The sequence below is a fragment of the Paenibacillus sp. FSL R7-0210 genome, from assembly GCF_038009085.1.
GTDB classification, from domain to species: domain Bacteria; phylum Bacillota; class Bacilli; order Paenibacillales; family Paenibacillaceae; genus Paenibacillus_AQ; species Paenibacillus_AQ silagei.
Map to the genome: position 1 here is coordinate 4,363,873 of NZ_JBBPAR010000001.1, position 13,995 is coordinate 4,377,867.

The 13,995-nt window shown below is 50.3% G+C and carries 8 protein-coding genes; 2 read left to right on the top strand and 6 right to left on the bottom strand.

Annotated features, from left to right (window positions below; all coding sequences use genetic code 11):
- Nucleotides 1-42: 42 nt before the first annotated feature.
- From MKY64_RS18690 to MKY64_RS18705, 4 genes are all read right to left on the bottom strand, one after another.
- Nucleotides 43-1,722, bottom strand: a complete 1,680-nt coding sequence (locus MKY64_RS18690; RefSeq protein WP_340954972.1) for a hypothetical protein — start codon at nt 1,720-1,722, stop codon at nt 43-45.
- A 116-nt stretch (nt 1,723-1,838) separates the two neighbouring features.
- Nucleotides 1,839-3,293, bottom strand: a complete 1,455-nt coding sequence (locus tag MKY64_RS18695) for a response regulator transcription factor (RefSeq protein WP_340954973.1) — start codon at nt 3,291-3,293, stop codon at nt 1,839-1,841.
- Nucleotides 3,278-5,026, bottom strand: a complete 1,749-nt coding sequence (locus MKY64_RS18700) for a sensor histidine kinase (protein WP_340954974.1) — start codon at nt 5,024-5,026, stop codon at nt 3,278-3,280. Before MKY64_RS18700 ends, MKY64_RS18695 begins: the two co-directional genes overlap by 16 nt.
- Nucleotides 5,027-5,203: 177 nt before the next feature.
- Complete coding sequence (locus tag MKY64_RS18705) at nt 5,204-6,622, bottom strand: MDR family MFS transporter (protein WP_235191752.1); 1,419 nt, start codon at nt 6,620-6,622, stop codon at nt 5,204-5,206.
- A 115-nt stretch (nt 6,623-6,737) separates the two neighbouring features.
- On the opposite strand from MKY64_RS18705, the gene MKY64_RS18710 reads away from it, so the two are divergent.
- Nucleotides 6,738-7,331, top strand: coding sequence for a TetR/AcrR family transcriptional regulator (locus MKY64_RS18710; protein WP_051477801.1), 594 nt, complete (start codon nt 6,738-6,740; stop codon nt 7,329-7,331).
- Nucleotides 7,332-7,698: 367 nt separating this feature from the next.
- Here the strand turns inward: MKY64_RS18710 and MKY64_RS18715 are convergent, their stop codons facing one another.
- Nucleotides 7,699-11,679 carry an endo-1,4-beta-xylanase gene (locus MKY64_RS18715; RefSeq protein WP_340954975.1) on the bottom strand — a complete coding sequence of 1,327 codons (3,981 nt, stop codon included), beginning with the start codon at nt 11,677-11,679 and terminating at the stop codon, nt 7,699-7,701.
- Nucleotides 11,680-11,891: 212 nt separating this feature from the next.
- Nucleotides 11,892-13,277 (bottom strand): MATE family efflux transporter, encoded by a 1,386-nt coding sequence (locus MKY64_RS18720; protein ID WP_340954976.1) that lies wholly within the window; start codon nt 13,275-13,277, stop codon nt 11,892-11,894.
- Nucleotides 13,278-13,479: 202 nt separating this feature from the next.
- Between MKY64_RS18720 and MKY64_RS18725 the strand changes: the two genes are divergently transcribed.
- Nucleotides 13,480-13,659, top strand: coding sequence for a hypothetical protein (locus MKY64_RS18725; RefSeq protein ID WP_036722620.1), 180 nt, complete (start codon nt 13,480-13,482; stop codon nt 13,657-13,659).
- The last annotated feature ends 336 nt before the right edge of the window (nt 13,660-13,995 follow it).

Here is a 13,995-nt window from a genome sequence, read left to right on the forward strand (position 1 = left end):
CATGTTGTTCCACGTGCTTTGGCACCATTCATCCTCTGGTAATCAGGAGTTGATCCCTTTAACCTCTACTCCATACTGCTTACTCTTTTCTTTAAAATATTTATCCCGCTCATTATCCAAAGCCTCGATGCCAAGCTTCTTTAATTGTGCGATCATTTCATTATATTGCTGCTCAAACTTCGCATCATTTTCCGACATGATTATTTTAGCGATCTGGGCAGTTTTGTAGTTCTTAATCTGCAATTCATCATTGGCAAATTGACTGTCGGCAGGGAATAGATCCTGCGGCAGACTGAGTGCCGCATTATTATAGATCTGAATTTCTTCAGATTTGCCATAAGCCGAAGCAACCCGGTTGGCAGTTACAGCCGCCATGTCTGTTTCTTCGGTCGGAGCAGACTCTAGACTATAGGAGAAGGAGGTATTATTAAATGGCCAGAATGCACTCACGCCCGTAGTCATATACTGGGTCGCATCCTTGAGCCCCTGCTCTGTCTTCACTACATGTCCCTGATCGTCCAGATTATAATGAACACCTTCAATCCCGTAGTTGTGCAAAAGCATACCTTCTTTACTGCTCATGAAGCTTATGAATTTAGCCAGCTTCTCCGGTTCTTTGGCAGATTTCGAGACAAAGGTATGCATCCAGCCACCGCCTGCCCGCTGGTTCTTCGCAAGTACAGGCTTCGCTCCCTTATCCGAAAGAATAGGACCGGAGGATGTCCAGTAATTATTGAGCTGGAAGGAAGTATTGGCCATATTACCGATAAAAGTAAAGACTCTGCCCGATGCCATATCGGCCTTCACTGCAGCATTATCCACCGTCATCTGTCCAGGTTCAAAATAGCCTCCCTGCATCGCCTTGTACAAGAAGCTCAAGGCCTCCTTCGTTTCCGGTGCCAATAGCGGGTCTCTGTAGTTACCATTCTGATCTACCGGCATGGCCCCGAAGGTGCTCTTCAGGAAGTCGAATGTAGGCTCCTGATAGCTTTTGCCATCGACCAGAAGCGGAATCACCGCAGCCCCGGATACCTTCAAATTCATATCTTTAATCTTTTGATAGGCGGCAAGCAGACCGGATTCCGTCTTGATGTCATCAAGGGTCAAACCTGCCTCTTTGAGAATATTGCCATTCACCACAATCCCATTGTTATCCGCGTAATCAATAGTATCGATATAGAATTGTCCGGAAGGAGGATATTGCTTTCTGGCATCCTCTGAGTTGATATGGCTTGGGAAAGCATAGAAGCCGCCATCCCGGTCAATGATCGTCTGCTTCACATCCGCCGGAAAATCCTTCAGCAGATGAGAATCCGGATCGTATTTTTGCAAAAATTCATCCAGTTTCCACACTTTATCAGCCTCAATCAGCTTTTTCCCCAGTACATCACTTGTTATGGTCAGCAAATCCGGGAAGTTTTCACCTGAGGAAACCAGCATCAAATTCAACTTCGTCTCTCCGTCTTGTGCCGGTATGTTGAAATCAAAGGTTAAACCGGTCTTCTCGGTGATTATACCTTGAACAGTGCCGGGATCGGTGCTCCATGTGGATGGAGGATTCCAGAAATCCACTGTCGAGAACCACACTGCTTTGCTTACAGCTGGTGCCGAATTTTGTGTCCCTTCCGGTTTGTTAGCGGTTTCATTTTTGCTCGTTGAACCACACCCCGTTAGTGCCAAAGCCAGTGTCAGAACCGGAGCCATCATATACTTTAGTTTCATAGCCTTTTGTGACCTCCCTTAATCTGTGTGTTTGGAACATCTCTATCGTAGCTCAGATTCATGAGGATGAAGATGTCTGAATTTTTCTATTTTGGTGTTTTGTTCTTCTTTCAACGTTATATTTTCCGGTATTGGCTAGGCGTGATTCCAAAGTTCTTCTTAAACAGCTTATTGAAATGGTAATAATCCTTATAGCCAATTTGCTCGACCACCTCTGCCACAGACAGGGAGGAATCTCCAAGTAGTTCCTTAGCCATACTCAAGCGCTTATGCATGATGTATTCCGAATAGGTGACTCCCGTCTCCTTCTTGATCAACGTGCTTAAGTAGCCCAGGCTGAGATGAAACATTTTGGCGATTTCACTGAGCGACAGATCATGCATATACCTGCTGTTGATATAGGCGATAATCTTCTCGACGGCCTCATTGGAAACGTGGATATCTTGCTCACTCAACTGCTCCAGCAACGACTTCATTCTGGTAAACAGCTGTTCCGGCGTATGATACATTCGAATAATCTGTTCATACGATAAGAATTCCAGCTCATTGTCCGGGCTTAATTGATGATGATACTTATGAATAATGGAGATCACCTGATTATAGATGATTGCAATCTGATCAATGTATATAAGGGAATGGCGGCATTCCTCGCTGATCTGCTCCAGCAGAACCTCCACTTGAATGTTATCCTTTTCCTTAATGGATTGCTCCAGCTTTAATAGACATTTTCTAATCAGCGTGGAGATAACAGGCGGTTTGTAATGCGCGAGTTGTTCGGTTTGATGAAAGCATGCGCTGAACATCACAATCTCCGATTCTTGATACAGCCTGGAGATTGGCGTGGTAGCTCCCCCTATACCGCTTATCCCGATATACCTGGCATCGGACAATTCATTGGTAATAAAATCGAGTAGCTCCAAAGGCTCCATATGCTCGTCATAATTGAGCAGCAGCGAAATTTTATCATAACCCGTTCGTAAGGAGGTGACACTCAAATGGGGATATTGATGCCTCCCTTCCGCTATTCCAGGACTGGAGTCTGCGGGATACAGGCAGCATATGAAGCGATAATCCGGAAGCACTGCGGTGACTTCTTGGTTGACCTGAAAATCCTCGATTGTGAATTTGTTCGCCGGATTCAGCCACTCAAATAAATCTCCCAGCAACAAATTATATTCCTCGTAAGCCTCCCGTTTTCTATTCATCTCTACGGTAAGTCTATGGATAGCCTCTTCCAGTTTGATGGCATCAATCTGTTTGACCAGATAGTCGAATGCCCCATAACGGATCGCTTTCTGAGCATATTCAAAATCGGTATATCCGCTTACAAGAATAACCTTCGTCTCTAACTGCAGCCCTCTTATTCTCTCCAGTAATTCAATTCCGCTTAATCCAGGCATACGAATATCGGAAATGACCAGATCCGGCAATAGCTCGGTAATCATCTCCAAGGCGTGCTGACCGTCATACACCTCACCGATAATCTCATAACCCAGACTGTTCCAGTCAATCATGTGGGCAATTCCGTACGCTACCCAAGGTTCATCATCAACAATCAGGACTTGAAGCATAGTTCTCCCTCCGTTTCTCCGGGCTCCTCCATGATCGGTACCGTCAAGATCACCGTGGTCCCTTCGTCTACTTTGCTCTCGATCGTCATTTGGGCATTTTCTCCATAGAACAGCTTTATTCTACGATAGATATTGGCCAAGCCGATGCCCACGCCTCCGTCATTCATCACAACAGGACCTTCAAACCGGTTTAATTGTGCCCTCACCTCTTCCAGCCGTTGCCCGCTCATTCCTACGCCATCATCTTTGACTGTGAAGCAAACAAGCTCATCTGTCAGCAGGTTTACCTGCACAGTAACCAATCCAGAGCTGACCTTTGTCTCCAGTCCGTGAAAAACTGCATTTTCTACGATCGGCTGCAGTAATAATTTCAGAGTGTAGAGCGATTGCAGGCGCTCTTCCGCTTCCACTCGAATTTGTATTTTCCCTCTAAAGCGGTAATCAATAATTCTCGAATATTCCCGAAGGTAGAGCAGCTCTTCACCTATACTGACAAATCCGGCCCCTTTAATGGAATAACGAAACATCTTGGATAGAGAAGAGGTGATTTCCGCGATATCCTCAGCTTTATGAAAAAGGGCAATCGCACGTATGCATTCTAAGGTATTGTACAAAAAGTGAGGATTAATCTGATTCCTGTAGGCCGATATCTCCATTTTCTTTTTCATCAGCTCTATATCAAAGGCTTTTTGCTGAACGACCTGGATATCCCGGCTTAGATGATCGATGTCATCGAGCATCTGGTTCAAGCGGCTGCCCAGGACTCCGATTTCGTTGTTGAACGTCACTGAGAACCTTCTGTCCTTCCCTTTTTTCGTGTAGGATTTCACAAAATCAAGGAGCGCTTTGACAGGCTTAAATACCTGATTATAGAACACAACCAGGAAGAGCAGCAGCATGGAAAAGATTACAATATAGGTAGCAATATTAAGGTTCTTGATGGTACTCACATCCTGGAGCACTTCGGCCTTGGGCAGGACGCTAATAATCTTCCAGCCGGTATTTTTAAGAACCGCTTCCTGAACCAGATATTTATGACGATTAGAGTAATTCTCAGAATGAAAAACTTCGCCGTAATTTTGCGGAGCGGTTCCCGCAATGATGACATCCTTCTCGTCCAGCAGCAGGAATTTGGAATGGGGGGATTGCTTCGATGTCTGTAGCAGCTCATTAAAGCGGGCTCCATCCATTAGAAATACGCACATTCCCCGGTAATCCTTTAACTTGATATTATTCTGCAGATTATAGACAGGAACAGATATCGTGTAGTAGGAGCTGTTGGGTAATATGGAAGTAGTATATTCAATGACAGATGCCTGATTTTTAGGTGTAATATTCGCCTTTTCCCCTAAATTGGCAATCAGCTTGCCCGTGTTGTTATAGAGCAGTATCCCTTTAATGTCTTCTTTCAAAGAAAGTGTACTTGAAAATTGGGAGACAATATCATCGTCCATAAGAATATGTGTCAGTGCATCGTTTGTGCTCAGATATTGCTGAAGCGTCGGACTGTACAACAAGGAGTATGAAATACCATCCATATCTTTATAGAAATTCTTCATGGTTGCTTCCAGCTGAAGCATCAGCTTGTTAACGGATTCCGTAACCTTGTCCTCGACAATACGCTGCGCGATATAATTAGAAATGAGAAAGGATACTAGCAGAAAGCTTAGCATCAGCACATTCAGATAGATAATCTGTTTCACCAGGCTAACTCTTTGAAACCGCTTGATCATATACACATTCCTCCAATCTGCCTGCAAAGATAGCGCTTTCTATACATTCCAGAGTCATCCTTACGCGCTTTGTCCGATATTATACCTTGAATTCAGATAAACGGATACACCACTCTACCATTCGCAACAATGGATCTCAGGGAAATGAAATATAATTGCACTTGCGCACCAGCCGCACTATTTCCTTATTCTTGGCAGGAAGGCAGCCGGAATTAACGCCACAGCCGAGAAGGCAATCGTCCACATAAACGTATGATCGAAGGCAACGGCCATTGCGGCCGGGTCAGGAGTCAGGACGGAATTCAGCTTATTTTGTAAAATAATTGCGATAACTGATACGCCGAAGGCACCGCCAATCTGCTGCATAATACGGGTGGTGCTGCTGGCGTGCGGGATTTGCTTCGAGGACAGACCGATATAGGCAGAAGCCATAACCGGCAGAAAAACAGCTCCTAATCCAGCCCCCCTCACGATAAGAACCGCACTCAGAAAATAGTAACTCGTATCTGCGCCAAGCTGCGTCAGCGGCCAAGTGCCAAGGATGGTAAGGACCGTTCCTACAAGAACCACGGGTCTCGATCCGATCTGATCTGTCAGTTTGCCGGCCAGCGATCTGGTCAGCAGCATCCCGATGCCTTGGGGAACGAGCAGCAGGCCGGACATAAGCACAGATTCACCGCGGACTTGCTGGAGATATAGCGGCAGCAGCAGCATCGCCCCATAGGTCGTCAATCCGGATAGAAACAGCAGTGACGAGGACACGGTTAAGGAACGTACCCGGAACAGCCTGACATCAATCAACGCTTCATCTCCCTTGCGGAAGGCATGGATCACGAATACTGCTAAAAGCGCCACACCTGCTATAACGGGAACAAGGACCGCAGCATGACCGAAGCCGTGGTGGGAGCTGACTTCTCCAAGGCCGTACAGGGTAAGCACGATAGCCGGAGACAGTATCAGCAGTCCAGGCACATCCAGCCGCAGCGTCCGGGCATGGTGCTCTTCTTTGGGGAGCCCCTTCCACGCAACAATTATGGCAGCCAGGCAGAGCGGAATATTGACAAAAAAGATCCATCGCCAGCTCAGATGATTGACGATCAGTCCTCCCAGCACCGGTCCCAGAATGGGCCCAAGCAGCGCTGGCATAGCTATGGTCGCCATTCTTTTGCCCATATTCTGACCTCCATAGGCACGTACGGCCAAGGTCTGCATAATCGGCATCAGCAAGCCCCCGCCGATCCCTTGAAGGGTACGGAAAATAATCAGGCTCTCCACGTTCCACGCCATGCTGCACAGCACAGAGCCGAGCAAAAACAGACTCAGCGAAAATAGCCACATCTTCCTTCCCCCAAACCGTTCCACAGCCCAGCCTGTTATAGGAATAACCATCGCAAACGACAGCAGATATCCGGTCATCACCCACTGAACAATGGATACCGAGGTGTTAAATTCCCGGACCAGCGTATCAATCGCCACATTGGTTATCGTCGTATCGAAGATCGGAGCCAGAATACCAAGCATAAGAATCCACATCAAATTCTTGGCTGCTGCCTGCTGTTCAGCTGGTTCAAGTGCTGGTTTAGCTTGATTTTGCAAGTTGATCATCTCCCTTTGGTCGCTAATAAGAAACTTAAAGTTTCTTAATTGAGCCTATGATATACTATCCTCATAAGAAACGCAACGAAATTCTCCAAAGGTGGTTGAGACCGGTATGTCCACTTCTCAAGAACAGGATAAATTGAAGAACAGACGCAGAGGCAAGGAGCTCGAAGCCGCTATACTCCAGGCCGTACGGGAAGAGTTGACAGAGCAGGGGTATTCCAATCTTACGATGGATAGTGTGGCCGAGCGGGCGGGAACAAGCAAAGCCGTACTCTACCGCCGGTGGGCCAACCGTGCTGAGCTTGTGCTTGCTGCTATCCGGGAGCGTGTGCCCCTGCCGCTGGAGGAAGTGCCGGATAACGGGAACTTGAGGGATGATGTATGCGGGGTGCTGCGGGCCATGAACCAGAATAATATTCAAGTCATGTTGAATGCTTTCTACGGACTTGTAGCAGAAATGGGCAATATGCCGCTTGCCTCCTATATTTTCCCCCATGGGCGTCAAAACAGGACCATGTCGATTTTGCTGGAGCGGGCTGTTGAGCGGGGAGAAGTATCTGCCGAAGCCGTAACCCCCCGAATGCTCACTTTGCCGTCCGATCTGGCCCGCCATGAGCTGATGCTCTATAACGCACCCATGTCAGAGGAGACGATCGCCAATATTGTGGACGAGGTGTACCTTCCGCTGGTGTTAAAACGGTAATTCTTCATTCCCGTCCATTAGTTTTACGGCTTAAGTCATTCGCCCTTAATTTCTTTGTTGTGGAGCTAATGTTGCATGTATTGCAACTCGGCATCTAGGATAGGGGCATTCCCGGGAGATTGTTGCAGGAATTGCAGGATTATCTTCGCTAAGCCGCTTCAAGACAGGATATTCCTGCTTTTTGTACAACAATACGAGAAATGGTTGTTGTAATGTGAGTGAATGTTGTAGTTTAAGCAGGATTTTTGAATCGAATTATAAGTTGGAGTTGGAGGAGCAGCACGATAATCCGGCTGCAACCACAAACAGCCAGTCACCGGCAATCTGCCCGGCGGCTGGCTGTTTCTCTGTCTTATTAGAAGTAACTTTACAGCTTCCAGATCCGGTACAGAATTACCGCTGCTTCCGAACGGGAGAGGGTGTCCCCCGGAGCAAGCTTATTGTTCTTACCGTTCACTACGCCGTATTTCAGCAAGGCTGACACGCTGTCCTTGGCATAGGCGGAGATTTGACCGGCATCGGTGTAAGATGCTATCGATCCGCTGCCTTCAGCCGTGATTCCGGCCGCCTTCAGGGCACGCGCCGCAATTACCATCATCTCCTGGCGGGTGATGACGCCCGCTGGCTTGAAGGTATTGCCCGCATAGCCTGTGACGATACCGAGCTGCTTCGCGGCCGCAAGCTCCTTGCTGTATGCCGCATTACTCTGGACATCGCTGAAGCCTGCAACTGCTTCAGCAGCAGCCTTAAGCTCCAGCACCTTCACCAGCGAGGCTGTGAAGTCTGCTCTGTTCATAGGAGCGGCAGGCATGAAGCTGTTGCCGTCCGGAAGGATATCGCGCGCAGCCATGGCAGCAGCTGCCTGCTTCGCCCATGACAGGCTGCCGAGATCTGTAAAGGCCGGCGGAGCGAAGGCTGCGGCAAATGTACCGAACTCTGTAGTACGGAACACCAGCGCTTCCTTCACTGCATCATAACGGCTGTTCACCACAGCAGACCATGCGCCGTTGCCGGTGAGCGAACGGACCAGAAGAGACTCCAGACTGTCAAGCTCTGCTGCTGACGCTTTGTAAGGAATAGAGACGGTCATCTCGCTGCTGCCAGACAAGGCTACCTTCTGCCCGCCTGCAAGCAGACTCAGCTCCACCACCGGACGGCTGCCGGTCTGCTGGAGAGCAGTGGCATCCAGGCCTTCGGCTGTGGAATGCTTGACCCGGATGCTAACATATTCAGTGGTTGCTGCAATCCCTGCGAGCTGCTCACTTGGAATGGACAGCGTAGCAAGGCCGTTCTGAAGGACAAGCAGGAACTTCTCCTGCGTCTTCAGGCCTTGAAGCGGCAACTGGGCTTCATAGGAGGCCACACCTGTCTGGTTCGCCAGGTCGATGATAATCTGCTTCCGTCCGTCTGCTGCCGGGGCCGCCTGCTTCAGGGCTTGCTGCCACAGCTCAGCCGTAACTACGGCCTTCGCCTCTGTGCCTTCGGTCTTCACGACAGGTCTGAGCGTCACCACACCATCCTTGCTGTCAATCTGCGCAGGCTTAGGCGCAGGCGTGCTGCTGCTATAGCTGGTGCCGCCAGAGACTGGTGCAGGTGTGGCTGTTGGTGCAGGTGTTGCTTCCGGTTCCGGCGTTGGCGTTGGCGTCGGCTTCGTCGGGGGCTCAGCGCCGTCTTTGGCCTTAAGCGTCAGCACGCCGAAGACGGAGGTGTCCTGATAGCCGTTGCCGGTGGTATCATTCCAGGCGGCCACACTTTGCCGGACGCCGTTCTTGGCATCGTTGATCTGAGTGTCGAAGCCGACCTTGGTTCCGCCGGCTGGCATGATTGTTTTGAACGGAAGCTTCATTTCAAGCGTATAGTTAGTTCCGGCTATCTTGGTTGCCGACTCGAAGCCTGCACCAATGGCTGCCGGACTGAATGAGGCTTCATTGTCGTAATTGACCCGGTATTGTCCGTCATCGCTCTCATAGAAGGTCGTGCGGCCGAAATTTTCATCCAGGAAAATCTCTACAGAGTCCTGCTCCCATGCATTCACATTACTCTTATCCAGCCCAGCATCACTTACCTGGACCAGCACATACAGATTCTGGTCATCCCATAGGGTACGTGCGGTTCCGCTTGCGCCCTGCCAAGCCATCTGATAACGGTTCACAGCCATCTCAGGCGCAGAGGCCCAGATTCCATCCGCTGTTCCGTCAATAACCGGCGTGCCGTAGACTGCCTCTGACACGTTGGCTTCTGCCGTATTCGGCTCATGCTCAGCCATGAATTTGGCCGGATCAATGACCGCGTAGTAAGCCGGCTTCGCCTGCAGATCCCTGTCGAACAGCAGCGGGCTTGACTCCGCTCTCCAGCTTGTGCGGTCATCCATGCCCCAGAAGGTTACCCGCGCAATATGGTCGGCATGGGCCTTGTAGAGATCCATCAGCCTCGCATACAGATAGCCTTGAGCAATCCGTTCCTTCTCTGTCTGCGTATTCTGGCTGCCGGCCTGAATATCCAGTTCGGTAATACTGACCTCTACGCCAAGGGAGATGAACCTCTCCAGCGATAGCTTGACGTTATCTGGATTCGTATTGATATTGTAGTGCGCCTGCATCCCCACACCATCAATCAACAGCTTGCCGGGATGGGTCAGCGCGTACTTGTCATTCAGTTCCTTGACCATACTGTAGATGGCCTGGGCCTTGTTCTGGTTATCGTCATTGTAATCATTGTAATACAGCTTGATATCCCATTCCGGATGCTGGTCCAGCACCTCTCTGGCCGCCAGGAATGCCTGCTCCAGATAATCCGGACCGATGGCTTCATACCACGGAGCCTTACGCAGCGCCGCTTGCCAGTTATTCGGATTGGACGGGTTATCGTTCATTGCCTCGTTGACTACATCCCAGGAGATGACCCGGTCTCCGAAATGCTCCATAACTCCCTTGATGTGCGCTCTCAGGTTAGCGAGTGCTTCGTCACGCCCCAGCGGAACGCTAAGGCCTGCTGCATCCGTGGTCAAGTTCATCCAGTCAGGCGACTGCTGATACCATACCAGCACATGCCCGTGCATCTTCATGCCTTCGGCAAGCACCTTATTTACCATCGCATCTGCCGCTGTAAAAGTGAAATTGCCCTTGGTTGGCTGAAGCGCATCCGGCTTCATGGCATTGCCTGCGGTAGCAACATTGTGATGCATCTTCAGCAGGTCCAGCCGTACGCCTTCCAGATCCTCGGCGGATAGCGCGTTGCCGATCAGGAAGTCATTTTGATAGGCTGTTTTTAGCGGAGTCAGATCTCTCTGAATATCCACCGGAGCGGTACCAGTATGCTCGAAATTAATATCATCGATATAAAAGGAAGCGGTTGCATTATTGGAACTCTCAATGTACAGGGTCAGATATTCGCCGCCCACGCTGTTATAGCGGTAGCTGCCCTCATATTTCACCCAGCCGTCAGCCGTACTGATCGTCTTAGGGGACAGGGTCACATAACTTGCACTGCTGTCTGTGCCTACTTGTGTAGACAGCTGGAGCTGTGCGCTAGCCGGTTCGATCAGCTTCACCCAGGCAGACAGGGTATATTCGCTGCCCTTGTCCACGTACTTCTCCACACGCAGGGAAGGGCCGTGCCAGGTATTGCTTCTGCCCTCGACCTTCAGGGAATATGAACCGCCCTCGGTATGATTCGCTTCATTCGTTACGGTCAGCGTCTCGGTTCCGGCTCTGCCGGTGAAGCCGCCCTCTTGCTGATCTTCAAAAGTCACTGTACTGAACGCCAAAGCCGGTTCACGCACAGGCTCTTCCCCGCCGCCCGGAGTAGACTCTGTCGTTATCAGAAGATCGCCAAGGTAAAAGGGTACTGAGGCTCCCTTATCGTCTGACTGGATGCGCAGCTTCTGCTCCGCGTCCACCGTAAAGGTCTTGGTCAAGGTCACGGCTTGACCCGCATGATATTCGCCACCGGCGTAATTGCCATAACCGTCCAGTGTCAGCATCACTGCCTGTGCGTCCTTCGGCACAGTTACGCTGCCATCCACATAGACCACCGCTGTTACGGTATAGGTGCTGCCCTTCTTCATGCCCATATCCGAGAGGTTGAAATCAGCCGCATCCCAGCTATCCTTCCGGTTGCTTACGTGCAGCGCTGCCCCATCGCTATTTCCGTCAAAAACAACGCCCTTAACCGCCTCCAGCTTGGCGCCTCCCGACTGAACTGCCTTACCTGCGCCATTCGCAAACGTTTCGTGATATACCGTGGTCTGTGCCTCGGCTGCCTGAGCAGCCGGAAGATATCCGCCTGCCGGAAGAAGCAGAAGGGCTGCCAGCAGCACCAGAGAGACTTGCTTGATTATTCTCTTCATGCGTTGCACTCCTCTGTATGAATTTGGGTTTCAATGAGTTAAGCGCTTACAGCTAATGTGGAAGCCTCCCCCTTCACCACCCAAATCGTAGCATACGGACCAAAGTGCGTCTTACCTGAAACTAAAGGTTGTACCGTGCTTTTTATAGATGATTCCGGCTGACTGCATAGCAAAGAAGACCCCTGAATTAGGAGTCTTCTAACCGGCAGTATCTATATCAGCTTGTGCGCATACCACTTCTTGCCCCGGAAGCGCCAGAGGAATACCGCTCCGCGCACTGCCCATTCGCAGTTCATCGCCAGCCATACACCCAGCACTCCATAGCCCAGCACGATCCCGAGAATATAGCCGAAGACCACCCGGAACAGCCACATCGTCAGCATCGAAGCGATCGAGGTGAAGCGGGAGTCTCCCGCTGCCCGCAGCGCGGACGGCAGAATGAAGCTGAAGGCCCAGAGCGGAATCTGGGCAATCGCATTGACCAGCAGCACCACGAACAGATCATCGATAATCTCCGCAGGCGGGGAGAAAATAGAGACAAGCGGGTGGAACAGCGGCATCAGGATCAAGGCCACCAGGGCGTAAGAGGCGGAACCGATCCACAGGAAGGACTTGATGAACTTCCGGGCATCCGCTACATCCCCCCGTCCGATACACTGGCCGACCACGGTTACAATCGTCAGCGACAGCGCACTGGCCGGAATCTGAAAGACCATCGCCAGCGATCCGGCAATCGCATTGGTGGCGATGGCATACGTGCCCAGACTGACAATGAAGATCTGCGTCAGCAGCTTGCCGCCGTTGAAGAACATCTGCTCTGCGGCGAACGGTACGCCGATGAACATGATTTTGCGCAGCATCGTAAGCGGAACATGGAACAGGTCGCGGACCTGCACACGCAGCACCGAATCGAACTTGAACAGATAGATCAAGGCACAGGCCATCCCCACATAACGAGCAATATTGACCGCAAGTGTCATGCCCAGCACACCCATGTCCAGCAGGTTAATGAAGACAACGTTGAGGATAACATACAACACGTTCATAATTAGCGACAGCATCAGCGAAGCCCGCGTCCGGCCCACGCCCCGCAGCGCACCGCATACAGCCTGAACCACGGCAATCCCCAGATACGAAATGCTGCTGCCGATCATATAGACCCGGGCATTGTCCAGCACATCGGAGGAGGCCGTCCCGAACAGCAAATTCAGAATTGGCGTATGGAAGGACATCAGCAGCAGACCGATTCCCACCGCAAGCAGCGAGACCGAGGTAACCGATCCGGCCGTGGCCTGGGAGACCATGCGGTCATTCCCGCTTCCTTTATACTGCGCAACCACCACCGTCCCCCCGGTCGCAATCGCCACAAATACATTGATCAGAAAAATATTCAGGGAATCCACCATATTCACCGCACTCACTGCCGCCATACCCGACGAGCTGATCATCGCAGTGTTGACCAGATTCAGCCCGATAATGAAGGCCTGGTCAATGAGAATAGGCAGAAACAAGGCGATAATTTGCCGGTAATCCATGCTGTCTCCGGACAGATATTTTTCCAGCCATTTCTTGGCCGGTTGAGGAGCTTGAAGCTGCATACATTGATCACATTCTTTTCTGTAGAATAATTGCAGGCGTACTATACATTCCTTCCAGTTTACTACAGATCCCGCTTCAAGTCTGTGATAAGAGTGGAATTCGTTCAGATTACCGGATAACATTCCCTGCTCCCTAAGTAAAATCCTGGGTCCGGCCGAAATATAGAATGAGAGTATTTACATTCGGAAGGAGGAGCCTATTATGAACAATGAGATCGTTAAAAGTCTGATCCAGCAGGTGACGGAAGAAGTGTTATCCGAGAATCAAGCTGCCTTGGAGCAGAGCGGAAACAGCCAAGCCAGCATTCAACTAGCTGTGCAATTGTCCGCCGTTACCACCCTTAAGATCCTTGAAAAGCTGGAGCTGATCGATAAGGATTAACCGCACAGCCTGCCTGTGCTACATACCCGTAAGGCACTCCGCGCAAAAAAAACCGCAGGAAGCGAATTTCCGCCTGCGGGGTTTTTGCGTGGCTATGGGGGATTCAAGGGTAGTTGTGCTCCTCATTCTGACGGCTCAGAGGGATTTATCCCTTTCATTTTCGCTCACCGCCCATTTTCAGCTGAATCAATGGGATTTATCCCTTTCATTTCGGCTCATCATCCACTTTTAGTCGCATTAATGGGATTTATCCCCTTCATTTCGGCTCATCATCCACTTTTAGCCGCATTAATGGGATTTATCCCTTTCATTTCCGCTGTATTCTGTATACACGCG